Annotated in this window: 30 protein-coding genes; 23 read left to right on the top strand and 7 right to left on the bottom strand. The window is 30.8% G+C overall.

Annotated elements, in window-relative coordinates; all coding sequences use genetic code 11:
* The first annotated feature begins 71 nt into the window (after positions 1-71).
* On the top strand, positions 72-494 hold the full coding sequence (locus NMK29_RS10975) for a thioesterase family protein (protein ID WP_108805321.1): 423 nt from the start codon (positions 72-74) through the stop codon (positions 492-494).
* Here NMK29_RS10975 and NMK29_RS10970 read toward each other — a convergent pair.
* From NMK29_RS10970 to NMK29_RS10950, 5 genes are read right to left on the bottom strand one after another with little or no spacing between them, the layout of a single operon-like run.
* Positions 475-1,089, bottom strand: coding sequence for a YigZ family protein (locus tag NMK29_RS10970; protein ID WP_108805322.1), 615 nt, complete (start codon positions 1,087-1,089; stop codon positions 475-477). The two genes, NMK29_RS10975 and NMK29_RS10970, sit on opposite strands and share 20 nt — an antisense overlap.
* An 11-nt stretch (positions 1,090-1,100) precedes the next feature.
* The gene (locus NMK29_RS10965; RefSeq protein WP_108805323.1) at positions 1,101-1,970 is read right to left on the bottom strand and encodes a GRP family sugar transporter; all 870 of its coding nucleotides are present in this window, start codon (positions 1,968-1,970) and stop codon (positions 1,101-1,103) included.
* Positions 1,967-2,575 carry an HAD family phosphatase gene (locus tag NMK29_RS10960; RefSeq protein ID WP_108805324.1) on the bottom strand — a complete coding sequence of 203 codons (609 nt, stop codon included), beginning with the start codon at positions 2,573-2,575 and terminating at the stop codon, positions 1,967-1,969. The genes NMK29_RS10965 and NMK29_RS10960 overlap by 4 nt, the downstream gene beginning before the upstream one ends.
* Positions 2,568-3,617, bottom strand: a complete 1,050-nt coding sequence (ribD, locus tag NMK29_RS10955) for a bifunctional diaminohydroxyphosphoribosylaminopyrimidine deaminase/5-amino-6-(5-phosphoribosylamino)uracil reductase RibD (RefSeq protein WP_234424338.1) — start codon at positions 3,615-3,617, stop codon at positions 2,568-2,570. Before ribD ends, NMK29_RS10960 begins: the two co-directional genes overlap by 8 nt.
* 5 nt (positions 3,618-3,622) lie before the next feature.
* On the bottom strand, positions 3,623-3,973 hold the full coding sequence (locus tag NMK29_RS10950) for a hypothetical protein (protein ID WP_159092353.1): 351 nt from the start codon (positions 3,971-3,973) through the stop codon (positions 3,623-3,625).
* Between the two features lie 205 nt (positions 3,974-4,178).
* On the opposite strand from NMK29_RS10950, the gene NMK29_RS10945 reads away from it, so the two are divergent.
* The 22 genes from NMK29_RS10945 to NMK29_RS10840 all read left to right on the top strand — a co-directional run bounded on the left by NMK29_RS10945 (position 4,179) and on the right by NMK29_RS10840 (position 24,694).
* Positions 4,179-4,664 (top strand): GNAT family N-acetyltransferase, encoded by a 486-nt coding sequence (locus NMK29_RS10945; protein ID WP_027393579.1) that lies wholly within the window; start codon positions 4,179-4,181, stop codon positions 4,662-4,664.
* Positions 4,665-4,666: 2 nt separating this feature from the next.
* On the top strand, positions 4,667-5,545 hold the full coding sequence (gene prmC, locus NMK29_RS10940; protein WP_108805326.1) for a peptide chain release factor N(5)-glutamine methyltransferase: 879 nt from the start codon (positions 4,667-4,669) through the stop codon (positions 5,543-5,545).
* Positions 5,542-6,132: a TIGR00730 family Rossman fold protein gene (locus NMK29_RS10935; protein ID WP_108805327.1), complete on the top strand. Its 591-nt coding sequence runs from the start codon at positions 5,542-5,544 to the stop codon at positions 6,130-6,132. The genes prmC and NMK29_RS10935 overlap by 4 nt, the downstream gene beginning before the upstream one ends.
* Positions 6,133-6,160: 28 nt before the next feature.
* The gene (gene ligA, locus NMK29_RS10930; protein ID WP_108805328.1) at positions 6,161-8,155 is read left to right on the top strand and encodes an NAD-dependent DNA ligase LigA; all 1,995 of its coding nucleotides are present in this window, start codon (positions 6,161-6,163) and stop codon (positions 8,153-8,155) included.
* Complete coding sequence (locus NMK29_RS10925; protein WP_108805329.1) at positions 8,155-8,838, top strand: lysoplasmalogenase family protein; 684 nt, start codon at positions 8,155-8,157, stop codon at positions 8,836-8,838. The genes ligA and NMK29_RS10925 overlap by 1 nt, the downstream gene beginning before the upstream one ends.
* A 116-nt stretch (positions 8,839-8,954) precedes the next feature.
* Positions 8,955-9,650 (top strand): hypothetical protein, encoded by a 696-nt coding sequence (locus NMK29_RS10920; RefSeq protein ID WP_108805330.1) that lies wholly within the window; start codon positions 8,955-8,957, stop codon positions 9,648-9,650.
* Between the two features lie 19 nt (positions 9,651-9,669).
* A complete protein-coding gene (locus tag NMK29_RS10915; protein WP_108805331.1) occupies positions 9,670-10,365 on the top strand; it encodes a hypothetical protein in 696 nt (231 codons plus the stop codon).
* Between the two features lie 243 nt (positions 10,366-10,608).
* Positions 10,609-11,136: a hypothetical protein gene (locus NMK29_RS10910; protein ID WP_027393586.1), complete on the top strand. Its 528-nt coding sequence runs from the start codon at positions 10,609-10,611 to the stop codon at positions 11,134-11,136.
* A gap of 155 nt (positions 11,137-11,291) precedes the next feature.
* Positions 11,292-11,816, top strand: coding sequence for a hypothetical protein (locus tag NMK29_RS10905; protein WP_234424339.1), 525 nt, complete (start codon positions 11,292-11,294; stop codon positions 11,814-11,816).
* A gap of 1 nt (position 11,817) precedes the next feature.
* Complete coding sequence (dapA, locus tag NMK29_RS10900; RefSeq protein ID WP_108805332.1) at positions 11,818-12,693, top strand: 4-hydroxy-tetrahydrodipicolinate synthase; 876 nt, start codon at positions 11,818-11,820, stop codon at positions 12,691-12,693.
* 9 nt (positions 12,694-12,702) lie between these two features.
* Positions 12,703-13,620 carry an ion channel gene (locus NMK29_RS10895; RefSeq protein ID WP_108805333.1) on the top strand — a complete coding sequence of 306 codons (918 nt, stop codon included), beginning with the start codon at positions 12,703-12,705 and terminating at the stop codon, positions 13,618-13,620.
* A 135-nt stretch (positions 13,621-13,755) separates the two neighbouring features.
* Complete coding sequence (locus NMK29_RS10890) at positions 13,756-14,547, top strand: outer membrane protein assembly factor BamD (RefSeq protein WP_108805334.1); 792 nt, start codon at positions 13,756-13,758, stop codon at positions 14,545-14,547.
* 15 nt (positions 14,548-14,562) lie between these two features.
* Complete coding sequence (locus tag NMK29_RS10885) at positions 14,563-14,895, top strand: DNA-directed RNA polymerase subunit omega (RefSeq protein ID WP_027393591.1); 333 nt, start codon at positions 14,563-14,565, stop codon at positions 14,893-14,895.
* A gap of 2 nt (positions 14,896-14,897) precedes the next feature.
* Entirely contained in the window at positions 14,898-16,112 is a 1,215-nt protein-coding gene (gene coaBC, locus NMK29_RS10880) for a bifunctional phosphopantothenoylcysteine decarboxylase/phosphopantothenate--cysteine ligase CoaBC (protein WP_108805335.1), read from the top strand.
* Positions 16,105-16,992 carry a DUF4835 family protein gene (locus NMK29_RS10875; protein ID WP_027393593.1) on the top strand — a complete coding sequence of 296 codons (888 nt, stop codon included), beginning with the start codon at positions 16,105-16,107 and terminating at the stop codon, positions 16,990-16,992. Before coaBC ends, NMK29_RS10875 begins: the two co-directional genes overlap by 8 nt.
* Positions 16,993-17,073: 81 nt before the next feature.
* Positions 17,074-18,729, top strand: a complete 1,656-nt coding sequence (gene recN / locus NMK29_RS10870) for a DNA repair protein RecN (protein ID WP_108805336.1) — start codon at positions 17,074-17,076, stop codon at positions 18,727-18,729.
* 83 nt (positions 18,730-18,812) lie between these two features.
* Entirely contained in the window at positions 18,813-19,631 is an 819-nt protein-coding gene (locus NMK29_RS10865) for an enoyl-ACP reductase (protein WP_108805337.1), read from the top strand.
* 137 nt (positions 19,632-19,768) lie between these two features.
* A complete protein-coding gene (locus tag NMK29_RS10860; protein ID WP_108805338.1) occupies positions 19,769-20,773 on the top strand; it encodes a glycosyltransferase family 2 protein in 1,005 nt (334 codons plus the stop codon).
* Between the two features lie 6 nt (positions 20,774-20,779).
* Positions 20,780-21,742 carry a CdaR family protein gene (locus tag NMK29_RS10855; protein ID WP_108805339.1) on the top strand — a complete coding sequence of 321 codons (963 nt, stop codon included), beginning with the start codon at positions 20,780-20,782 and terminating at the stop codon, positions 21,740-21,742.
* A gap of 3 nt (positions 21,743-21,745) precedes the next feature.
* Positions 21,746-22,324 carry a dephospho-CoA kinase gene (gene coaE, locus NMK29_RS10850; protein ID WP_108805340.1) on the top strand — a complete coding sequence of 193 codons (579 nt, stop codon included), beginning with the start codon at positions 21,746-21,748 and terminating at the stop codon, positions 22,322-22,324.
* An 84-nt stretch (positions 22,325-22,408) separates the two neighbouring features.
* Positions 22,409-23,977, top strand: a complete 1,569-nt coding sequence (locus NMK29_RS10845) for a sensor histidine kinase KdpD (RefSeq protein ID WP_108805341.1) — start codon at positions 22,409-22,411, stop codon at positions 23,975-23,977.
* A gap of 3 nt (positions 23,978-23,980) precedes the next feature.
* Entirely contained in the window at positions 23,981-24,694 is a 714-nt protein-coding gene (locus NMK29_RS10840; protein WP_027393600.1) for a response regulator transcription factor, read from the top strand.
* A gap of 27 nt (positions 24,695-24,721) precedes the next feature.
* Here the strand turns inward: NMK29_RS10840 and miaA are convergent, their stop codons facing one another.
* Positions 24,722-25,639, bottom strand: a complete 918-nt coding sequence (gene miaA, locus NMK29_RS10835) for a tRNA (adenosine(37)-N6)-dimethylallyltransferase MiaA (RefSeq protein WP_108805342.1) — start codon at positions 25,637-25,639, stop codon at positions 24,722-24,724.
* Positions 25,632-26,468, bottom strand: coding sequence for an ion transporter (locus NMK29_RS10830; protein WP_108805343.1), 837 nt, complete (start codon positions 26,466-26,468; stop codon positions 25,632-25,634). Before NMK29_RS10830 ends, miaA begins: the two co-directional genes overlap by 8 nt.
* Positions 26,469-26,493: the final 25 nt, after the last annotated feature.

Below are 26,493 nucleotides of genomic sequence, written 5' to 3'. Positions count from 1 at the left end.
ATTTTAATTATTTTTTTCGCATACTTAGATAATTGTAATTTTATATTAATCATACTTTTTTAATAAAATAAATGTCAATCAGTTCAGAAACATCATTTAAAGTTAGGTATTCCGAAACCGATCAAATGGGAGTAGTGCATCACGGCAACTACGCACAATATTTAGAGTTAGCCCGTATTGATTGGCTATTACGATTAGGTGTTTCCTATAAATCAATGGAAGAAAGCGGTATAATGCTTCCTGTTTTTACATTAGATTTTAAATTTAAGAAATCTGCGTTCTTTGACGATGAATTAACTGTTAAAACTTTTTTAAAGAAAATTCCTACAGCTCGTATCGTTTTTGACTACAAAATTTACAATCAAGATGAAGAATTGTTAACAATTGCTTCCTCAACATTGGTATTTGTAGATGCCGAAACCAGAAAACCAATTTTATGCCCGCCTTACTTACTAAACATAATAGAAAAAGAGTTTAATCGTCTACTCGTTTAATTTCTACTTCGTACAACGTAGAGAAAAGATCATTTATTTCATTAGCTATTGTTTTTCTTACAGAAATAAATATTTTGCAATCTAATTCTAATTTTTGATTGGTAATTTTAAGTTGACGCTCCTTTATAATTCGCATCACTTTGTTCATGTTTTTATATTCAAAAGTGATACAGAATTTGATATCGATCGTTTTTTCTAAAATAATAGAAGATTGAAGTGATAATTGTGCTGCTGTTTTATAGGCATTAATCAATCCACCAACACCAAGTTTGACACCGCCAAAATACCTAACCACTACTATTAAAATATTTGTGACCTGAAAGGATTGAATTTGACCATAGATAGGTTGGCCGGCTGAGTTAGAAGGTTCTCCATCATCATTACTCCTGTATTTTATTTTTTCCGTACCAAGTTGCCAAGCATAACACCAATGTCTAGCAGCATGATGTTGTTTTTTTAATGATTCTATGATTGATTTTACTTCTTCTTCCGAAACTATAGGAAAGGAGTATCCAAAGAATTTACTGTTTTTATCTTTAAATAAAACCTCTTCTCCGGGCTCATTTATTGTTTTGTAAGTGTCTGTAGTGTTCAATTCTTTTGATATTAAATAGAAAAAGTAACTAATAAAATGCTTATTACTGCTAGTATAATCCCGATCCAGTTTTTTGGAATTAATTTTTCTTTAAAAAATAAAATTCCAGCAACTGTAGATACCAATAGAATAGCAACATTGTTAATTATAAAGATAGTAGAACTATCCATATTAGGATTTCGCAATGCCTGAATCAAAAAGTATATTGAAAAATAGTTTGGGATACCTAGGCAAATTCCTGCAATAATATTTTTAATGGATACTTTTAATTTAGAAGTAATTGCTTTATAAATTAATACAAATACTCCTATTATTGCTGCAAAACCAAAAATAGATGATGAAAAAATTGCTGTATCTATTTCCGAAACGTAATTCTTTTCCATAAACTTTAGACTTGTATCTATGATACCACTTCCTATAAAAACTAGAAAAGGGTAAATTAGATTTTCTTTTTTTATAGAAATTCCTTCATTAGTTTTTATCGAGGTCATATAAACAGCAACTAAAGCTAATATGATTCCTACTACTTTTAATATTCCAGTACTTTCTTTATATATAAGTATCCCGAATACAACAGGAATAGCAACACTCATTTTAGTCGCAACAGCTGCTACAGATATTCCATTTTTTTGGGTAGTAATTGCCATTAAATTGAAGATTAGTATAAAAATAAGTCCTAAAGCAATCGTTCCGTAAAACCAATCAAATTTTACGATAGTCGTTATATTAATAGGTTTAGGGTATGCAATTAATCCAGATAATGAAGCAACAATATAATTAATGATGATCGCCTGTAATGTGTCTACGTTGTATTTAGAGAATAGTTTAAAGGTTATTAAAATCCAACTAGAAGCGAGTATACTTAGTAATAGATAAATCAAAACAAATTAGATTTTATGGTAAATAGGTTTGTAATATCTTCTTTTTTTGGGTTATTATTCCAGATATTAATTCCTAATTGCTGAGCTGCGGTTGTATTAGCAAAAGTGTCATCAATAAAAAGAGTTTCTGATGGAGTTAATTGATGGTTGTCTAATACGAATTGAAAAATATCTAAATTAGGTTTTCTTAAATTGATTTCATGTGAAAGATAGAATGTTTGAAAGCAAGACTTAAAATCATAATAAAATGGGATGTTCTTTTTTATCCAATCTATGTGTAATTCGTTTGTATTGCTTAATAAAATTAATTGATATGTTTTGTTTTTAGATAATTTTTGAAGGAACTCTAAGCGGTGTTTTGGAAAATCTTTTAGAATAGCATTCCAAGCATTTATTATTTTTCTTTCAGAAGCATCGGGAAGTAATTTTTGATAATGGTTAATAAATTCTTTAGTTGTAATTTCTCCAGTTTCATAGGATTCATTTAAGTGTTCTAGATCCTTTGTGAAGGGAAGTAATCCAAGTTTTGTAAGTTCCCTTGCTGTAGCCGACTTGTCCAGGTTTATAAAGACATCACCAAAATCAAAAATAATAGTTTTAATCATTATAGTACATTCTTAGGGTGTCGTCAATAATTTTTTTCTCCGAGACTAGTTTAGATTGAAATTTGGGAGCTTTTACTCCTTTTACAAAACTATTCATTCCTGTAAACACCCTTGCTTCATCCCATAAGTTTTCATTGATAAATGATTGAATAGTGTAACTACCTCCTTCGATAATTACGGATTGAATCTCATGAGTATGAAGAATGTTACAAATCTGTTCAGGAATATTGTTTTCAGAATTGATCATCTCATATATTAAAAATGTATCCTCATTATATTGCTTATAATCCTTAGTAGTTATTACAATTGTTTTTACAGTTTTGTCTAAAATAGAAGAACCTTTCGGGATTTTATTATAAAGGTCAATGACTATTCTTACTGGGTTCTTACCAGACCAATCTCTAATAGTAAGTTTTGGATTGTCTTCTATTACTGTTTTGTTTCCAACTAGAATAGCTTGTTCCTCTGCTCTCCATTTGTGAACCAATTGTCTTGAGTAAGAATTTGTGATCCATACTGGAGCTCTTTCTGTTGTTTTTTCTGGAGCAATAAATCCATCTATAGTTTGTGCCCATTTGAGAATAATATAGGGGCGTTTTTTATTGTGGAATGTAAAAAAACGCTTATGATGTTTTCTACATTCATCTTCTAAAATACCAAGAGTTACATTACATCCAGCATTTTTTAGTTTTTCGATACCTCTTCCAGAAACTTTACTATGTGTGTCTATAGTTCCTATAACTACATTTGGTATTTGATGTTTTATAATAAGATCGCTACAAGGAGGAGTTTTTCCAAAATGAGAACATGGTTCGAGAGTTACATATAGAGTGGCTTTTTTTAATAAAGCTGTGTCTTTTACTGATTGTATTGCATTTACTTCAGCATGACTACCTCCATATGGACTAGTGTAGCCTTCTCCTATAATCATATTATCAAGAACAATAACGCAACCAACCATCGGGTTTGGTCTGGCATTGCCTAATGCATTTTTTCCAATTTGAATGCAACGTCTTATGTATTTTTCGTGTAGTGTATTCACTCTAACTATTTTAAACTTACTTCTTGTTCTTTATTGATCTTATACGGATAAGAAAAATTTCCGAAATGATATTTAAGGTTTCCTTCATAACGAATAAGAAGAGAATCTGTCTGTACCATTTTAATTACACTATTAAGAAGGCTATTTTTGTTTTCTTCATAAATCTTAGAAAGTGAAAATGTTCCTTCTAATGGAATCGTAAATTCTTTTTTAGAGGGGACATCAAATTCTTTAGAAGAAATAGAGCCTACATCTATGTTATCAACAAAAACTTTTATGTCGTCAATAGAAAGTTTACCGTTTAAATTATTAGGGTTATTAAAAACTGCATCTGCTTGTATTGTTATATTACGCATACTGACATTTTTAACATCAATATTTGTAATATATTTAAACTCGGGTTTTTTAGATATAGAACAGCTAGAAAATATGAGAAATATTGTTGATAATAATAAAAGCTTCTTCATTGATTACTGTATGGATTTAACGTATATTTCATCTATATAAAAAGATGAAAGTCATTAATTTTTAGATTAACAAAAGTAGTATTTAAATATTATAATGAGTACGATAAAAATTCGTTCGGTTGCACCAGAAGATAACCAAGCTTTAGCTCAAGTAATTAGAGATGTTTTGATTGAGATGGGAGTTCCTAAGGTCGGGACAGCTTATGAGGATGAAGCATTAGATGTAATGTATGAAACTTATGATGCTCCTCGAAAAAAATATTTTGTTGTAGAAGATGATGGTAAGATTATTGGCGGTGCGGGAATTGCCCAATTAGAAAAAGGAAGTTCAGAGATATGTGAGCTTCAAAAAATGTATTTTCTGCCAGAAGCAAGAGGGAAAGGTTTAGGTTCACAAATGATGAGTAAATGTCTCGATTTTGCAAAAGAACAAGGGTTTGTTAAATGTTATTTGGAAACTATGCCTTATATGAAAGAAGCTAGAAAGTTGTACGGAAGAGTAGGATTTAAAGCTTTAGATGCACCGATGGGGGATACAGGACATTATAGTTGTCAAGCTTGGATGATTAAAGATTTGTAGGTTTGAAAATTAAAGATCTTAGAAAAGATTTTATAGATTCTTTGTCAGGGTATTATAATAGAGAAGAAGTAGTATCTTTTTTTTATATGCTTTCCGAAAAGTATTTAGATATGAGGCGTGTTGATATCGCTTTGGCTTTAGATAATGAGGTTAATGATGATAAATTATCTTGTTTTGCTACTGCAAAAGAAAGATTGCTTAATCAGGATCCTATTCAGTATATCATTGGGGATACAGAATTTTATGGATTGTTATTTAAAGTAAATAAAAATGTGTTGATTCCTAGGTCAGAAACTGAAGAGTTGGTAGATTGGATTATAAAGAATCAAAAAGGTGAAAAAAGAAATCGAAAACTAAAAATTATAGATATAGGTACCGGTAGTGGTTGTATTGCGATTTCTCTTGCTAAAAACATACCAAATTCAGAAGTATATGCCATAGATGTTTCAGAAGATGCATTGGAGGTTGCTAGGTTAAATGCTATTAATAATAATGTCAAGGTCAATTTTATTAAAGCAAATGCTCTTGAAATAGATAGTTTAGAAGATGATTATGATGTTATAGTCTCTAATCCTCCATACGTTAGAGAGCTTGAAAAAAAAGAAATACAGCCCAATGTGTTGGACAATGAGCCTCATTTAGCACTTTTTGTTTCAGATGAAAATCCACTAATTTTCTATAAAAAAATTACCGAATTAGCCAAGAACTCATTGATTGCGGGTGGTTTGCTATATTTTGAAATTAATCAATATCTTGGGGAAGAAACTAAAATAATGATACAAGAACAGGGATTTCAAGTTGTTAATCTTTGCAAAGATTTATACGGGAATGATCGAATGATACAAGCAGGTTTAATTAAAAATAATATAAAAAATCTATGAATGATTTAACTTCTATTTGTGTTTTTTGTGGAAGTAGTGAAGGAAATGATGTTGAAGTTGTTGAGCAAGCTTTGCAATTAGGGCAGCAGCTAGCTCAAGAAAATATAACATTGGTATATGGTGCGGCTAAGATTGGTATTATGGGTAAAGTAGCGGAAAGTGCACTTACTCATAATGGTAAGGTAATTGGTGTTATCCCTGATTTTCTTAAGCTAAAGGAAGTAGTCCATTTAGGACTAACAGAATTAATAACTACTGATAATATGCATGAGCGTAAAATGAAAATGCATAAGCTTAGTGATGGTTTTATAACATTACCTGGAGGTTTTGGTACATTAGAAGAATTATTTGAGATTATTACTTGGTCTCAATTAGGTTTGCATCAAAAGCCCATTGGTCTTTTAAATATAAATGGTTTTTATGACCATCTGTTGTTAATGTTAGAAAATATGGTTCATAATGGTTTCTTGAAAAAGAGTAATTATGATTTATTGATAGTGGAAGATGATATTAATCGTCTTTTGCAAAAAATGAAAGCATTTAAACCTATTCAGGTGCCAAAATGGTTAAAACCCGATAGGACATAAAATAAAGTAAAATACGGATAGCAGCGTAATGAGTATAGAGCAGCAAATCAATAAAATAAGAGAAGAGTTAAGGCAGCATAATTATAATTATTATGTGCTTGATGCAGCAACGATAAGTGATTATGAGTTTGATATGAAGCTAAAAGAGCTTCAGAAGATGGAAGAAAAACATCCTGAATTTTATGATCCAAATTCTCCAACATTAAGAGTTGGTGGAGAAGTTACTAAGAATTTTAATACAGTCGTTCATGAGCAACGAATGTATTCATTAGATAATTCTTATTCTAAGGAAGATTTGTTGGATTGGGAAACCAGAATTAAGAAGTTGGTAGATGGAGATGTAAGTTATACATGTGAACTAAAGTATGATGGTGCTTCGATTAGTTTGACGTATGAAAACGGAGAATTAATTCGGGCAGTGACGCGAGGTGATGGGATCCAAGGAGATGATGTTACCACAAATGTAAAAACGATTAAATCGGTTCCTTTAAAACTGAAAGGTGATTATCCGGCTAAATTTGATATACGAGGAGAAATCGTATTACCATATGAAGGTTTTGCAAAGATGAATCAAGAACGCATCTCTGCGGGAGAAGAGCCTTATGCGAACCCAAGAAATACTGCTTCGGGAAGTTTAAAATTACAAGATAGTAGTGAAACCGCTAAACGTCCTTTAGATTGTTTGTTGTATAATCTTGCTGGAGATCGATTAGGTATTTCTTCACAATATGAAAGCCTTGAAAAAGCGAGACAATGGGGTTTTAAGGTGCCTAAAGAATCTCGTTTGGTAGCTTCTATAGATGGGGTTTTAGAGTTTATTAATCTTTGGGATCATAAAAGAAGAGATTTACCTTATGAGACTGATGGTGTTGTGATTAAAGTAAATAATCTACAACAACAAGAGGAGTTAGGGTTTACGTCTAAAGCACCTAGATGGGCTATGGCGTATAAGTTTAAAGCAGAACAAGCTGTTACTAAACTTAATGAGATTACGTATCAAGTAGGTAGAACAGGAGCAATTACACCTGTGGCTAATTTAGAGCCTGTTCAATTAGCAGGAACTACCGTAAAAAGAGCTTCATTACATAATGCAGATCAAATTGAGAAATTAGATATCAGAGAAAATGATACTGTTTTTGTAGAAAAAGGAGGTGAGATTATACCGAAGATTGTGAGTGTCGATTTTACTAAAAGAGATCAAGATTCTGTTCCTACTCAGTATATATCATCTTGTCCAGAATGTGGCACGGATTTGATAAGAAAAGAAGGAGAAGCACAGCATTATTGCCCTAATGTTCATGGTTGTCCTCCTCAGATTGTTGGAAGAATACAACATTACATCTCTCGTAAGGCTCTTGATATAGAAGGCTTAGGAGGTGAGACAGTTGCTCTTTTGGTAAAAGAAGGCTTGATTACTAATTATGCGGATTTATACGAATTAAAAAAAGAACAAGTTATTCCTTTAGAGAGGATGGCAGAGAAAAGTGCTGATAATTTAATAGAAGGAATTCTAAAATCTAAAGAAATTCCATTCGAGAGAGTTTTGTTTGGTTTAGGGATTAGATATGTTGGAGAAACTGTAGCAAAAAAGTTGGCTAAACATTATAAAACTATAGATGCAATAATAGCTGCTACTGAGGAAGAATTAGTTAATGTAGATGAAATTGGTATTAAAATTGCCCAAAGTGTACGAGAATTTTTTAATTCAGAATCTAATAAAACACTTGTAGAGAGGCTTTTAAGTCATGGAGTCCAATTGCAAATTTCTGCAGATAAATTGGCTAATCAAACAGAAACTTTAAAAGGTCAAACTTTTGTGGTCTCGGGAGTTTTTGAAAAAGTATCTCGGAATGAACTCAAAAAATTAATAGAAGATAACGGAGGAAAAGTTTCTAGCTCAATTTCTTCAAAGACAACATATGTGGTTGCTGGAGCGAATATGGGGCCAAGTAAACTAGAAAAAGCAAACAAACTCGGAATTGTGATTATAAGTGAAGATGATTTTCTCAACTTAATTGAATAATGAAAATAAGAACCCTCATAAAAATATTACTGTTAATTACCGGTAGTTTATGTGTTTTGAGTACGATACTACAAAATCAAACTATAGAGTTGTACTCAAAACCAATGACAGTGCCTTTGTTTTTTATGTTGTATTGGTTTAATGTGAAAAAGGTTGATGCTCTGTTTGTACTGGTATTATTTCTTTGTTTTATGGGAGATATATTTTTACTAACGGGAATAGAGAATGGGTTTAGGTATGTTCTATTGAGTTATACCTTAAGTTATTTTATTCTTTTTTATTTCTTGTTTAAAAATCATAAGCAAATAGATTATAATAAAACAGACTTGGTCTATCTAGGAGTTTTTTTAGTAGTCTGGACGGTTATTGTCTATCAAATTTATGCTGTCACTAATCAGTCGATGGGGGATATAAGGCCTTTTGGAATTGTGTATATTATCATTCTATATTTTTTATTAATTGGAGCAGTATTTCAATATGTTAATATTAGATCTCCTAAGTCTCTTTGGTTTACAATTGCTATTTTAAATTTTATTATAAGTGATGCTTGCTTCGCATTAGATAAGTTTTATGTTCCTTCTTTAGAGCTTAAGATAATTAATGCTATCTATCAGTTACTGGCGGTTTTCTTTTTGGTAAAGTTTAAGATTTCTAGTTCGGATTCGCTAAAAATTAAAACATAGCTCTTTGTTTGCTTTTAATCATTTAATTGAAATTTAGTATATTAACAAAAGGAAAAATTGTTTAATATAGTGTATGATGGGGATTTCTCCCTTTTTTTTTATACCACCTAAATCGAATGAATGAGGGAAAACTACTAAAATTTATAATTTCTTTTTTGGTTGTGCTACAGGTTTTAGGATTCTTATTTCAGAATTCTTTGTTGTGTAGCGCCAGTACATCTTTATTGTTTATATCAATAGCATTTAAGTATATACTAGAAAGTAAGAAAATAAAACCGGTGCATATTCTTGTGCTATTTTTATTTTTCATTTCGGAGTTAATGCACTTAATAACTGAAATAGGAACAATAAAACATAGGATGCTTGTCCGTATAATTGGATACATTATGTTGTTTTATTTTCTTTACTATAATCATAAATCTTTTAAGTATAATCGCAGAGATGTTTTTACGCTAGTTCTAGGAAGTCTATTATACACAGTAATTTTTTTTATTACATATTCGGTAGTTAGAGAGCCAATGGGAAATTTAAGTTTAATCGGTTTTCTACATTTATTATTGTTATATGTTTTGCTTATCGTAGGGGCAATGCATTATATAAATATAAGATCAGAAAAGTCATTATGGTTCTTTTTGGCAATTTTAAACTTTTCATTTAGTGATTTTATTTTATTGATTGATGAGTTTTATCTTCAATCTAGCGAGCTAAAAGTTATTCGCTTAATATGTCAGCCTTTAGCTCTTATTTTTTTAGTGAATTATATGATTACAAAATATGAATATTTGAAATCTGAAGAGTTTGAAGGCTTTTAGAAAGTATAAAGAAGTATAGTTGGATAAAATAAAATTGGCATATAGATTGTTGTATATCTCAGGAGTTATGTTATTACTGACTTCTATTTTTCATGAGCCTTGGTTAGTCTATACCAAAACTCTTGTCGTTATTTCATTGTCTTTTTTTTATTTAGTTACTGCGAAAAAAATAAGATATCTAGTTTTAATAGCGCTACTGATAGTTTTAATATCAGAGGTATTGTCTGTTATAGATTTCAAAAAATATTTTAGAGTAATCAATGTTCTGATGTCATTTTATTATTGTTTTAATATGATGTTATTATGGAAGAGTTTAAAGAAAGTGAAAATACAACTGAAAAGAATTTTTACCATTCAATTAGGGATTACTATGAGTTTAATTACTTATGTAGTTTACTCAGTAGCAGATATGATTTCTCTAAATATTGGAGATGATCAATTTTATCTCAATATCCTTATAATTTTGTTTATATTATTTATTGGATTTTGTTATTATATCTACTTAAACAGTAAAACTGTAGTGAGTTCATCTTTAATGATAGCGGCATCTTGCTTTCTTATTGTAAATATTTTGACGATATTAAATAAAATGTATGTATACCTCGATGTGTTTGTAGTTATTACAAATGTTTTACAATTATTTGGGCACTATTTTTTGGTTAAGTTTTTTGTGGAGCAAGAGGACTTGAAACCAGATGATGTAGAATTTTTTTAATTTAATTGTTGATATTTAGTATTTTGAAAAGATATTAATATTCACTAAAAATAACATTTGCAAATATTGAGACCCATTAGCCCGTCATATGTATTGTTTTATTTTTCTTATGTTGTGGTTATTTTGGTTGCTTTTTTTTGTGAAAGAATCCATTTGATATATGTCAAGCCATTAGTTCCAGTTTCCCTTATAGTTATTTATATTATTAAGACTAAGGTTGTAAATGTTTTTTATATCCTTAGTATGATTGCTATTGCTATTAATGATACATTAGTTTATGCTGATTTTGATAAGTATTTTAATGTAGTTGGGATGTTGATCATTTCTTTTTATTTGATAAATATATTTTTATTAAGAAGTTATATCTCTCTAGCTGATATTAAATTAAAGAAGTTGGCTTCTTTTCCCATTATTATAAGTTCTATTTTAATATCATATTTGATTTTTTCGGTGTCTCAATTAGTGCTTCCTGTTCTTATGGATTCTATTGTTACTTTCTTCGCAATTCTTTTTGCAGTTCTTCTTTTTGTAGGGGTCTGTTTCTTTATTTATATTACAGATAGGTATCAAGGCAATTTTAAACTTTTTATATCAGCGAGTTGCTGTTTGTTTGTGAATGCTTTGTTGTTAATTAATCATTTTTATTATTATGCTAGGGAGTTTACAATACTAGCAAATATTGCAGAGATTGCAGGGTTGTATTTTTTCTTGCAATTTTTGATAGAAGCAAGACTGCTAGATAGAGAGGATAACTATCTAAAGGATGTCTAAACCTTTAGATGAATCGAGGAATAAAACAGATTTATCACTAATGTTAATTATATAACTAAAAGTTAAATTATTTGATTTTTTTCAATTTTCTTATGCTCTTCTACATGAATTTAAGATGTAAAATAGCTACATTTGTCACTTAATCTTTTTTATAAATGATTTTAAAGGGTCTTAAACGTAATGCACTAAAAAAAAGCATTGAATCTCATATCAAGTCTAGAAAATCTCGGGCAAAAGAGGTTTCTGGTATTAAAAGTTTAGCAGTTTTAATTGATGCTTCTCAATCTGTTAATGTATTGTCATTGGTTAAGTTAGCAAATGAATTAGGCGTTAAATCTGATAGGCTAAAAGTAATGGGATATAAAGAAGATCAGAAAGAAATTTCTGATGATAAAGATGCAGCCTATTATAATGATAAAAGTTTTGGTGTTGGTGGAGCTGTTAAAAGTAATTCTTTAAAAGATTTTATAAATGAGGAATACGATGTTTTGATCAACTTTTATTCAGAAAGTAAACAAGAATTAGATTATGTAGCGGCAGCTTCTAAGGCCAAGTTTAAAGTTGGTTTTGCAGAAATTGATAACCGCATAAATGATTTAGTTATTGGTTCTGCAGATCAGAACATAAATCTCTTTATTTCCGAATTAAAAAAATATTTAAAAATTTTACAGATTATATAATATGAGTGCTTTTCTGAAAGGAACTGGTGTTGCATTAGCTACACCTTTTAAGAATGATGGTTCAATTGATTTTGATGGAGTTGAATCTTTAGTAGAATTTTGTGTTAATGGTGGAGTAGAGTATCTGGTAGTATTGGGTACGACTGCAGAATCAGTTACGCTTTCTAAGGATGAAAAAAAGGCTTTAGTAGATCATATTGTTACTGTAAATAAAAAGAGATTACCTTTAGTGATTGGTATAGGAGGAAATAATACTGCGTCAATTATCCAAGAAATAAAAGACACAGAATTGTCTGCTTTTGATGCGATATTATCTGTGGTTCCTATGTATAATAGACCTACTCAAGAAGGCATATATCAACATTTTAAAATTATTAATGATCAATCACCATTGCCAGTTTTATTATATAATGTTCCATCCCGAACAGGAACTAATATGGCTGCCGAAACGACTTTGAAATTAGCGCAATTAGATAAAATTGTTGGAATTAAAGAAGCAACGGGTGATTTTACACAAGTTTTAAAGATTTTAAAGGATCGTCCAAAGGATTTTCTTGTTATTTCTGGGGATGATGCTTTGGCATTACCAGCAGTTACTGCAGGTGGAGATGGAGTTATTAGTGTAATTGGTCAAGGGTTTCCAGAAGAGTTTTCAGAAATGATCCGTTTGGGACTTTCTGGAGATACACAACAAGCTTTTGAAATCTTATATAAATTATTGCCAATTTTAGATTATGCTTTTGAAGAAGGTAATCCTGCTGGAATCAAGAATATTCTAAAAAACAAAGGAATTTGTGGTGATCATTTACGTCTGCCTTTAATTCCAGTCTCTAAAAATTTAGCGGATAGAATATATAATTATATAAAGAATAATTAATAGGCTTTTATGGCTAAGAAAATAAAAGATCCTGGTATTGGTCTTTCGTCTAATAAAAGAGCGAAACGATTTATTAATAAAGATGGTTCTTTTAATATAAAACATATCAATAGACGTACATCCATTTCTAGGAGTTATAATTACTTGATAAGTATATCTTGGTTCAAGTTCTTTTGTTGGGTGTTTTTAGGCTATGTGTTTATAAACTCAGTATTCGCTATTATATATGTATTAGTTGGAATCTCTGCGATAACGGTTCCAACCGGAAGTATTATAGGAGATTTTATGAAAGCCTTCTTTTTTTCTGCTCAGACTGTAACTACTGTAGGGTACGGAGCAATGGCTCCAAAAGGAGTAGTTTTTGGTGTTATTTCTTCGATTGAGGCTTTGATAGGATTATTAAGCTTTTCTTTTATTACTGGTTTACTGTATGGAAGATTTTCTAAGCCTAAATCAAGTATTAGGTTTAGCGATATTATGGTTTTAAGAGAGCATAATAATGTCAATAGTATTATGTTTAGATTAATGAGCAGGAGTACAAATGTTATGATTCGTCCAAAAGTTGAGGTTACATTGGCGTTATCTCAAAAAACCGAAAACGATAAATATGTAAATAACTTTTACAATTTAAAATTAGAAAGAAATGAAATTACATATTTACCAACAACTTGGACAGTAGTTCATCCAATTAATGAATCGAGTCCTTTATCAGAATTTAAAAAAGAAGAATTACCTCAATTACACGGAGAAATTTTAATATTAGTTACGTATTATGATGAGTCTTTTGCTCAAGAAGTACATCAAGTGCATTCTTATATGTTACACAATTTAAATATTGATAAAGCTTTTATCCCAGCTTTTCATTATGATGAAGAGGGCTTTACTGTTTTAGATCATGATAAAATAGGAGAAACAAAAACCTTGTAATGAACAAATTAAGTAACGTTCTTTTTTTCTTTTTTCTTTTGCAACAACCCAGTCTTTTTTTAGTTCTTTAATAGATGAATTAAAGTTTTTGTAATACGGCAGAAATATCTATTTTTGCCAGATGTTTTTTAAGATATGAAGAAATTTTTGTTTTTGCTGATTTTAGTGATAGCTTTTGGTTCCTGTAGTGAGTATCAAAAAGTACTCAAAGCAGAAGAAGTTGGACCTAAATATAAATTAGCAGAAGAGTTATATAAAGAAGGGAAGTATAAAAAAGCATTACGACTTTTTGAACAGATTGTACCTCAGTTTAGAGGAAAACCACAAGCAGAAAGAGTGATGTATTATTATTCGGACACGTATTATAATTTAGAAGACTATTACCTTGCGGGTTATCAGTTTGAAAGATTTGCTAAGTCGTATCCTAATAGTGATAAAAGAGAAGAGGCTTCTTATAAAGGAGCAAAAAGCTATTATTACCTTTCTCCAAGATATAGTTTGGATCAGACGGAAACAGATGAAGCTTTAGAAAAATTACAAACATATATCAATGCTTTTCCGGATAGTGAAAATCTTGAGGAAGCTAATACTTTAGTAGCAGAATTAAGAAATAAAAAGGAGAAAAAAGCTTTTGAAATAGCAAAACGCTATCATCATAGAGAAAATTATAAAGTAGCTATTAATGCCTTTGATAATTATTTAATAGATTATCCTGGTTCTACTTTTAGAGAAAAAGCATTATATTACAAGCTAGAATCTCAATATTTACTTGCAATTGGGAGTTACGATGTTCTTGTAAAAGAACGACTTGAAGTTGCTAATGGTTTTTATAATAATTATAAAAAGTATTATAAAGAAGGAGAGTTTACTGCGGATGCAGAAGAAATATCAGAAGATATCAAGACAAGATTAGAACAATATAAATAGAAAATTTAGGAGAAGATGGATTTGAAAAAAAGTAATGCGCCTGTTAATACTACTACAATTGATAAGAATTTAGTAGATCAGCCTACAGGTAATATTTATGAGGCAATTTCTGTAATATCTAAAAGAGCCAATCAAATTAATACTGATATAAAAAAGGAGCTTTTAGAAAAGTTAGATGAGTTTGCTACTTACAATGACAGTTTAGAAGAAATCTTTGAAAACAAAGAACAGATAGAAGTTTCTAAATTCTATGAAAGATTACCTAAGCCACATTCTCTTGCAGCGCAAGAATGGTTAGATGGTAAAATATACTTCAGAAATACAAAGACAGATTCTGAATCGTTATAAGTATGTCATCAATATTAGGCGGTAAAAAAATTCTTATAGGTGTTACCGCTGGTATTGCTGCATATAAAACAGCTTCATTGGTGCGTCTTTTTATTAAATCAGGCGCACAAGTAAAGGTTGTAATGACTCCTGCAGCAAAAGATTTCGTAACGCCACTTACACTTTCTACATTATCTAAGAATCCAGTGCATTCATCCTTTTATGATGAAGAAGATGAGAACGCAGAATGGAATAACCATGTAGAGTTGGGGTTATGGGCGGATATCATGCTTATAGCACCAGCCACAGCTAATACTTTATCTAAGATGTCAACTGGTAGTAGTAACAATCTACTTTTGGCAACTTATCTATCTGCAAAATGCCCTGTGTATTTTGCTCCGGCAATGGATTTAGATATGTACAATCATCCATCAACACACGAAACCTTCAAAAAGCTTCAGTCTTTCGGTAATATCATGATTCCAGCAGAATCAGGAGAGCTAGCAAGTGGATTAGTAGGACAAGGTAGAATGGCGGAGCCTGCTACTATAATTCGTTTTATTGAAGAGGATATTTTAGGAAAATTACCTTTAAAAGGGCAAAAAGTTTTAATTACAGCAGGCCCAACATATGAGGCTATCGATCCAGTTCGTTTTATAGGAAATCATTCTAGTGGACGTATGGGGATAGAGTTAGCAACAACAGCGGCTAATCTAGGAGCAGAGGTATCATTAATATTGGGGCCTTCTTCACTTAAGGTTTCTCATGATTTTATAAATGTAATACCTGTTGTAAGTGCAGCTTCTATGTATGAAGCGGTAACTAAAGAATTTGAAAATTGCAATATAGCTATAGCTTCTGCGGCAGTTGCAGATTACAGACCAAAGAATGTTTCTGATCAAAAAATAAAAAAATCCGATACTAGCTTTTCTATTGAATTAGAGCGCACTACTGATATTCTTAAATGGATGGGTTCTGTGAAAAAAGATCAATTTTTAGTTGGTTTTGCATTAGAAACAGAGAATGAAGAACAAAATGCAAAAGGCAAACTAGAGAAGAAGAACTTGGATCTAATTGTACTTAATTCTCTTAATGATAAAGGTGCTGGTTTTAAAGGGCAAACAAATAAAGTAACACTGATTAATCATAAATTAGAAATTAAAGCGTTTGAATTAAAGACCAAGACTGAGGTTGCACAGGATATTTTTAATGAAATTAATGAACAACGTAATGCGTAAAATTTTTCCATTTGTTATACTGTTATTTGGTATTATAGTTAATGCTCAAGAGTTTAATGCCACAGTGGTGGTAAATGCAGAACAAACAGGAAATCCAAATTTACAAGTTTATAAGACATTAGAAAGATCGGTTACAGAGTTTATTAATAATACAAAATGGACTGAGTTAGATTATCGAACTGAAGAACGAATAGATTGCAGTTTCTTTATTACCATTAATGGAAATAGTAATGATAGTTTTAATGCTACGGTGCAAGTTCAAGCTTCTAGACCTATATATGGTTCTAATTATAAGACTACTATATTGAATATTAATGATAAACAGTTTAATTTTCAATACTTAGAGTTCCAGCCTTTAAATTATAATCCTAACAATTTTGAATCAAACCTTATTTCTGTAGTTGCTTTTTATTTGTATACCATATTGGGAGTTGATGCGGATTCTTTCGAATTAAATTCTGGAACTGCATATTATCAAGAAGCTAAAAATATAGTGGGTAATGCTCAAGGAGGTAATACAGTTGGTTGGAACGGTCAAGATGGTCCGCAAACTAGATTTAGATTAAATGATGATTTATTATCAGGTACTTTTGATGGATATAGAACTGCATTATATTCTTATCATAGAGAGGGACTGGATATTATGAGTAATGATCTTAAAAAAGGTAAAGAGTCTATTTTAGAATCAATGAAAACTCTAGAAGGGTTACATAGAACCAGACCAAATTCGTATATAATGCGTGTGTTTTTTGACGCAAAAGCAGATGAGGTTTCAAAAATTCTTTCTGGAGGACCTTCCATGAATATTGCAGAGACCATGTCAATACTAAGTAGAATAGCACCTACCTATGCTACTAACTGGGCAGAGATAAAATTATAAGTTTTTCTTCTTGAAATTGAAATCTTTTTAAAACTATAGTATCTTTACTTTCTTTAATAAATAATAAAATATTACTATCCTTTGTTAAGAAGTCTTTCAATAAAAAACTTCGCCTTAATTGAACAGCTACAGGTTTCTTTTGATACCGGTTTAATTACAATTACTGGAGAAACCGGAGCGGGTAAATCTTTACTTTTGGGTGCCTTAGGACTTTTGCTAGGAAAAAGAGCAGATCTATCTAGTGTTAAAGATAATTCCGCGAAATGCAGTATCGAGGGTGTTTTCGATATAGAAAAGTATAACCTTAAAACGTTTTTCGAAGAAGAAGATTTAGATTATGAATCAGAAACTATTATAAGAAGAGAGATTCTGCCGTCTGGAAAATCAAGAGCTTTTATTAATGACACACCGGTTACTTTAAATTCTTTAAATAAATTAGGAGTTCGATTAATTGATATTCATAGCCAGCATCAAACCTTAGAAGTTACTACCAATGATTTTCAGTTTGAAGTACTGGATGCTTTATCAGATTGTGGTAGAGAAATAGAATCTTATAAACGAGGCTTATCTTTATTAAAAATTAAAGAAAAAGAAGAAAAGGCATTAATAGAGAGCCAGCAGGAGCTGACAAAAGAACACGATTACAATTCTTTTTTACTGAACGAATTGGAAGAAGCAAAGCTTAAAACGGGAGAACAGGCTGAGTTAGAAGAGCGTTATGAGACGTTAAATAATATTGAAGAGATACAAGAGCGACTATCTTCTTCTGTTTCATTAGTTTCTTCTGAAGAAGTTGGGGTTTCTGATCTTCTAAATACAATAAAAACGAGTATTTCTAAAGTGGCCCAATATTCTGGTGCCTTAAAAGAATTATCGGATAGGATTCAAAGTGTTTCTATCGAATTAGAAGATATACACGATTCTTTGCAGAATGAACTTGAAGGCCTAGATGCAGATCCTGTACAATTAGAAGAACTGAGTCAACGATTACAAATTATTCATAACCTTCAAACGAAACACGCTGTATCCTCCATTGAAGAATTGATTGTAATAAAAGAAGATTTACAGGAAAAAGTAGCTAAAACAGAATCGCTTTCTGAGACTATAGAAAATGTTAGAAAAGATATAACAACTACACAAAAACAATTAGACGAGCTTGCAATTAGAATTCATAATAAAAGAATAAAAGCTTTACCAAAATTGATATCTGAATTAGAAGATATTTTAAGTTCGTTAGGAATGCCAAATGCAACTTTTAAAACAGCTTTAACCTTGCAAGAAAAATATTTCTCTAATGGAAAAGAAGTTTTAGAGTTTCTATTTTCTGCCAATAAAGGTGGTGTCTATGGAGAGTTAAAGAAAGTTGCTTCTGGAGGAGAATTATCTAGGATTATGATTGCTATTAAAGCAATACTCTCTAGGTATACGCAATTACCGACGATAATTTTTGATGAGATAGATACTGGTGTTTCAGGAGAAATTGCACATAAAATGGCGGATTTAATGATGGCTATGAGTAAAAACCTTCAAGTGTTTAGTATTACTCATTTACCTCAAATAGCGGCAAATGGACAGAGTCAATATAAAGTCTACAAGGAAGATGTAAATGATACTACAGTCACTAGACTTAGATTATTAAATGAAGAAGATAGAATCCGTGAAATTGCTGAAATGATAGGTGGTAAAGACATTTCTGATTCTGCTTTAACACATGCCAAATCATTGTTAAATAATTAAACTAAAGTTTATAGAGTATGGTTTAGGTTTAGGGCGTTTTGTTATCTTTACCATTCATAAATCATTTTATAATTGAGTATTAAATGTCTTACAATTTATTAAAAGGTAAAAGAGGGATAATTTTTGGCGCACTTGATGAAAATTCAATCGCTTGGAAAACTGCAGAACGTGTTTTTGAAGAAGGAGGAACTTTTGTACTTACAAACGCTCCAGTTGCAATGCGTATGGGAGCAATAAAAGATCTTGCAGAGAAAACAAATTCTCAAATTATACCTGCAGATGCAACATCATTAGAAGATTTAGAAAATCTTTTAGAGAAATCAATAGAGATTTTAGGTGGGAAACTGGATTTTGTTTTGCACTCTATCGGGATGTCAGTTAATGTTAGAAAAGGTCGTCATTATACAGATCTAAATTATGATTGGAGTGAAAAGGGATGGGATGTATCTGCATTATCGTTTCATAAAACAATGCAGACATTGTATAAGAAGGAAGCAATGAATGAATGGGGTAGTATCGTAGCACTTACGTATATGGCTGCTCAGCGAGTTTTTCCTGATTATAATGATATGGCTGATAATAAAGCGTATCTAGAATCTATTGCTCGTAGTTTTGGTTATTTCTTTGGTAGAGATAAAAAGGTAAGAGTGAATACAATTTCACAATCACCAACACCAACTACAGCAGGAAAAGGAGTAAAAGGATTTGATGGTTTTATTGAATATGCTGATAAAATGTCTCCTCTGGGTAACGCATCAGCAGATGAATGTGCAGATTATACAATTACGTTGTTTTCTGATTTAACGAAGAAAGTAACATTACAAAACCTATATCACGATGGAGGATTTTCTAACATGGGAGTGAGTCAGATGGTAATGGAAAAATTTGTTGACGAAGAGTAATATTGATTTACATTTAGATATAACAAAAAGCTTGATTCATTAAGGATTAAGCTTTTTTAATTTTAGTATTGTCCTTGATAGATTAAAATCCCAATTTCTATATTACATAGGATGTTTTGTTTACTTACCTTTGCCCAATGAATATTTCTTTTTCTTTTGTAATACCTGTGTATAACAGGCCTAATGAGATAGACGAGTTGTTAAGCAGTATGATTGAATTAGAATACGATCAGGCTTATGAAGTAGTAATTGTGGAAGATGGTTCATCAGAAACGTCAGAGGAAGTAATTAAATCTTATGACAGTCAATTACAAATTAGTTATTACCAAAAAAACAATACGGGGCCTGGTGATTCTCGCAACTTTGGGATGAGAAAAGCTAAAGGGAATTATTTCCTTATTTTAGATAGCGATGTGATTTTACCAAAGGATTATTTACGTAAAGTGAAAGATTTTTTGTCTACAAATTTTGTGCATTGTTTTGGAGGTCCTGATGATGCTCATAAAAACTTCTCGAATTTACAGAAAGCAATAAGTTTTAGTATGACTTCTTATTTAACCACAGGAGGTATAAGAGGTAGGAAGAATACGTTAGGTAAATTTCAACCTAGAAGTTTTAATATGGGGATATCTAAAGAAGCTTTTGAAGCCTCAGAAGGTTTTGGTAATATTCATCCTGGAGAAGATCCAGATCTTACGATAAGACTTTGGAAGCTAGGTTATGATACTGCATTGATACCAGACGCTAAAGTATTTCATAAAAGAAGAATTTCTTGGAATAAATTTTATATACAGGTTAATAAATTTGGATTAGTTCGTCCAATTTTAAATTTATGGCATCCTGAGACTTCTAAAATTACCTACTGGTTTCCTACATTATTTGTCTTGTATACCATATTTGCTATTATTACTGCTATGTTAGGATATTGGTATTTCATTGCATTCTGGATGTTATATTTTGTAATTATTTTTATAAATGCTACTATTAATTACCGCAGTATTTCTATAGGAATTCAATCAGTTATGGCTGTTTGGGTTCAATTTTATGGCTATGGCAAAGGATTCTTGAAATCTTATTATTATATTCATCTGCTCAAAAAAAATCCTGAACAAAAATTTAAGCAGCTGTTTTTTTCAAAGTAATTACCTATGTCTAAGACCAAATTAAATAGATTTTCTTTAAAAAGAAATAATGTCAAAACATTCCTGTTTTTTTTGGCGTTTACCTCTATTTTATGGCTTTTTATACAATTTTCTAAAAATTATACGCAAGAAGTAGAAGTTGATATCGAATACACCAATATTCCAAATGATAGAATTCTACATGAAGATAGTGATCAAACATTAAAACTTACTCTTAATGGAAATGGTTTTAGATTAATTAATCATACGTGGAGTAAACCTAGATTAGAATTAGATATTGCAAGTGCAGTAGAAACGGAAACTAGTAATGATTATTATTTTTATGTAGACAAGGCAAACCAGTCTTTAAAAAATAAATTAAATTTTAAAGGAAGAATACTTTCTGTGCAAAAAGATACTTTAAAAGTTAAACTAGATATTAATCTGGAAAAGAAAATTCCTATACGAATATCAAAAAAACTATTATATGCACCAGGATATGGTAGTGATAAAGGAGTTGTTCTCTCTCCTGATTCAATAACTATTAGTGGTCCAAAAAGAATATTGGATACTATAAGTTATGTAGTAACTGAGAATTTGGAATTAGAAGGTTTAAATACTGATTATAATACTACATTGTCAATTAAAACAGATAGTTTACCTCCTAGAATTGGTGTTGTTCCTAGAGAAATAGAAGCCAATATCTCGGTAAGTAAGTTTACCGAAGGGAGTCAAGAAATACCTATAACATTAATGAATATACCTGAAGATAAAGAGGTGAAGATCTTTCCTAAAGAGGTAAAAGTAGTATATAGAGTTGGTTTGGATAAATATAATGAGATTAGTTTAAGAGACTTTAGAGTAATAGCTGATTATAATAAGGTTTCTGCTGATAGTCCATTTTTAATTCTAGAATTGGTAGATATGCCAACATCTATCCATGATGTTCGTTTACAAGATAAACAAGTGCAATTTGTTATTTTAAATTAACGTATGAAAATAGTTGGTCTTACAGGAGGAATAGGAAGTGGGAAATCAACGGTTGCAAAAATGTTTGCTGAGCTAGGAGTTTCCGTTTATATTGCAGATGATGAGGCTAAAAAATTGATGAATGAGGATTCGGTTGTTAAGAATCATATAGTAAAACTATTGGGAGAAAAATCTTATATAGATGGAAAATTGAATCGACCATTTATTGCGGATAAGGTTTTTAATGACAAAGAACTCTTAAAACAACTCAATAGTATAGTACACCCAGCGGTTGCTGACCATTTTATGAAATGGAAAAATGAGCAGAATTCTAAGTATGTTATAAAAGAAGCAGCTATATTATTTGAAAATGGAGGATATAAGCAATGTGATTACATAATTCTTATAACAGCTCCTGAAGAAACCAGAATACAGAGAGTTTTAAAACGTGATAATACTACAAAATCGCAAGTTATTGCTCGACTTAAAAATCAATGGGAAGATTCAAAAAAGATTCCATTGGCAGATTTCGTGATAATTAATACGAAATTAGAAGAAACATGGCTTCAAGTTAAAAAAATCCATAATAAAGTCATCCTTTAATTGTGTTATTTTCCTAATCTTTCATTTTGTTAACATTTGGTTAAACCCTAAAGTAGCTAAATGTTAAAGTCTTACTTTTGACCTATGAATAAAAGGTTATTCGCATTACTGATCCTATTGATGAGTTTGTCTTTAATTGGGATTATTTTTGTTCAGGGATATTGGATACAGAATACGGTAGAGAATAATAGAGAACAATTTTCTTTTAATGCTAAGCAAATATTGATTTCTGTTTCTAATAAAATTGAGTATCGTGAGTTTGAAGAAATGTATTATCCCTTACAAGAGATTTTAGATAGTATCAAACAACCGGATAACAAAACAATTCAACAGCTCTTAAACATAGGTTTTGATAAAGGATCATTTGCTTTTGGTGATGGTGTGTTAGAAGAAGATTCTAAATTATTTTCGTCGTTTATCGATTTTAATATAGATACGGTAAGACTTAAAGATATATTGAACAGAAATGCCGAATTGATAGATAATGAGAAAGAAAATTATCAGAAAAGATATAGATCCAAGTCGAAGTTAGATAGGTTGAGTACGCTTACAGATCTACAGAGAAGAGATTATGAAATTGTAATAGATCAATTGGCAAACTTTATCCCTATTCATCGAAGAGTGAAAAAAGAAGAAGTTAGAAGATTACTTAAAAAAGAATTGGCAGAAAGAGATATGAAAGTAGATTTCGAATATGCAATTTATAGTAATGCGTTAGCTACGAGAGTACGTTCTGATGATTTTAGTGCGAATGAAAGTGATGGGAACACTTTTGCGGTGCCTCTTTTTGTAAATAATGAAGATGGTTCTAGCCTGTATCAGTTATATGTGAATTTTACAGGTAAGAATCGATATATATTATCGACTATAAAAGGGATGGCGATTTTGTCAATTATTTTTACGTTGGTAATTGTGGTAGCGTATTCAAGTGCTTTATCTCAATTATTACAACAAAGACAGATATCGCAGATAAAGACAGATTTTATAAATAATATGACTCATGAGCTTAAAACGCCCATAGCAACTATTAATCTGGCATTAGACGCAATTAAAAACCCCAAAATTGCTGATGATGAAGATAAGCGTAAGCGATATATGAAGATGATTCGCGAAGAGAATAAGAGGATGTTAACGCAGGTTGAGAATGTCTTACGAATATCGCAGTTAGAAAAAAATGAATTAAATATAAAGAAAGAACCACTCGAACTACACGATATTATTGAAGATGCAATAACACACGTATCTTTAATAGTAGAGAATAGAGAAGGGTATATGAAAACACATTTGGGAGCATTGAAATCTTCTATTTTAGCCAATGATAGTCATATGACTAATGTAGTAGTAAATGTTTTAGATAATGCAATTAAGTATTCCGAAGGAGCACCTAAAATTGATATCTATACAGAAAATGTGAAGAATAGTATAGTGCTTAAGATACGTGATCAAGGAGTTGGAATGAGTAAGGTAGCTCAGAAAAAAATCTTTGAGAAGTTCTTTCGAGAGCATACAGGTGATCTACATAATGTAAAAGGTCACGGACTTGGATTAACCTATGTAAAACGAATAATAGATGACCATCATGGTCAAATATGGGTGGAGAGCGAACGGGGAAAAGGCTCCACATTTATAACTAAATTACCGTTAATATCTTAAAATATGGAAACAGAAAACAAAAAGATTTTGCTTGTAGAAGATGATCCTAATTTTGGAACAGTACTAAAGGATTACCTTGTTATGAATGATTATGATGTCGTACATGCTAAAAATGGTATGGAAGGCTTCGAAAAATTCAAAAAGGATGATTATGATATGTGTATCCTGGATGTAATGATGCCTTATAAGGATGGTTTTACATTAGCAAAAGAGATAAGAGATAAAAATGAAGAAGTTCCTATCATTTTCTTAACAGCAAAAGCTATGAAAGAGGATGTTTTAAAAGGATATAAAGTTGGAGCTGACGATTATTTAAATAAGCCATTTGATAGCGAAGTGTTATTGATGAAGATACAGGCAATCATGCAGCGTAAAAGCACTGAGTCTGTTGCTGATAGTAAACAATTTGAATTTAAGATTGGTGGATTCCATTTAAATTCTAAATTAAGATTTTTAACTTTTAGAGAAGAAGATCCAATAAAACTATCCCCTAAAGAAAATGAATTACTTCGTTTGCTAGCATTACATCTTAATGATTTAATGCCGAGAGAATTAGCACTTACTAAAATATGGAGAGATGATAATTACTTTACGTCTCGAAGTATGGATGTGTATATTGCAAAACTTAGAAAGTACCTAAAGAAAGACGAAAACGTGGAGATTTTAAATATCCACGGAGAAGGATTCAGGCTAGTAGTACGTAGTGATGAATCTTAGATAGCGGTAATACCTTATTATAAATCGCTACAAATTATCTTTTGTAGCGATTTTTTTAATATATGATAGTATATTATCAAGATTATATAGATAATCAAACCACTTTATTTCTTGACCTTTTTTAAACCAGGTAAGTTGTCTTTTAGAAAAACGTCTGGTATTTTTTTTGATTTCAGAAATCGCAAAATCTAAATCAGAATCGCCATCCATATATCCAAATATTTCTTTATAACCCACAGTATTTAGTGCATTTAAGGATTTATCGGGATATAAACTTTTTACTTCTTCTAGTAGGCCATTATTGATCATTATATCGACTCTTTCATTTATTCTGTTGTATATGATTTGTCTTTCAGCTGTAATACCGATTTTAATAATATTAAAAGGTCTTTTTTTTGGTGTTTTGGTTATGAAAGAGGAATAAGGTTTTCCGCTACTAATACAAATTTCTAACGCTCTCATTACACGATGTGTGTTATGGATATCAACTTTTTCATAATAAAGAGGATCTAATTCCTTTAGTTTTTGTTGTAAACTTTCGATTCCTTCCTTACTATATTGTTCTTTTAAAGTTTCTCTAATAGCTCCAGATGCTTTAGGGAAACTATCTAATCCTTTAGCAACGGCATCTACGTACAATCCAGAGCCTCCTACTAAAATGACATATTTGTTTTCTTTAAAGAGTTCTGTTAATTTTTCTAAAGCTTCTTTTTCAAAATCTCCTACAGAGTAATTTTCATGTATACTCTTATGTTGTATAAAATGATGTTTAGCTTGTTGTAGTTCTTCGGTACTTGGAACTGCTGTACCGATGCACATTTCTTTATAAAACTGTCTACTATCTGCAGAAACAATTTCGCAATCAAGATTTTGAGCTAGTTTAATACTTAAACTAGTTTTTCCTATGGCCGTTGGGCCTACAACTACAATAAGGGTATTAGTCATTGAATAAAGTATGTCCGCAGTTATGACAGAATTTAGCTCCATCTTGATGTTTACTCGTATTACAATTAGAACAGGACTGAGAATTTACATTAACAACAGTGGCTTTTTGACTTGCAGAATATTCTGCACTCACAATACCTGTAGGAACGGCTATGATACCATATCCCATAATCATAATAACTGCAGCTAGAAGCTGACCAACAGGAGTTACAGGAGCAATATCCCCATAACCAACCGTTGTTAATGTTACAATACACCAGTAAACACTAATAGGTATGCTTTTAAAACCACTTTCTTCTCCTTCTATAATGTACATTAAAGTTCCAGTAATGATGCAGACAACAACAACGGCAAATAAAAACACCAATATTTTTGCTCTACTATCTTTAATGGCTTTAGCCAATTTATTTGATTCTCCAATGTATCGAGAGACTTTGAGAATTCTAAATATACGCAGTAATCTTAATGCTCTTACAGTAAGTAAAGCACTTGATCCGACAATAAAAAATGATAAATATAAAGGTATGGTTGATAAAAAATCAATGATTCCATAAAAACTAAATATATATTTGGAAGGTTTTTTTATAGAAATTATTCTCGCGATATATTCAAATGTAAAAAAAATCGTAATGATCCATTCTGCATAATATAAAAATTCATAAGTCTTTTCTGGTAACCCTTTAACGCTTTCCATCATCACAAAAATGATGCTCAAAAGTATTAGGATTAAGAGTATTACATCAAATATTTTACCCAGTGGAGTATCAGCCTCATAGATGACTTCGTGTAACTTTTCTTTCCAATTTCTGGTGTGTATTTTCTGATTCAAAATTGATAATTTTAACTAAAGTACT

It is taken from the genome of Aquimarina sp. Aq107, assembly GCF_943733665.1.
GTDB lineage: Bacteria > Bacteroidota > Bacteroidia > Flavobacteriales > Flavobacteriaceae > Aquimarina.
The sequence above is the reverse complement of the archived record's forward strand: the minus strand, read 5'-3'. Positions and strand labels throughout refer to the sequence as shown.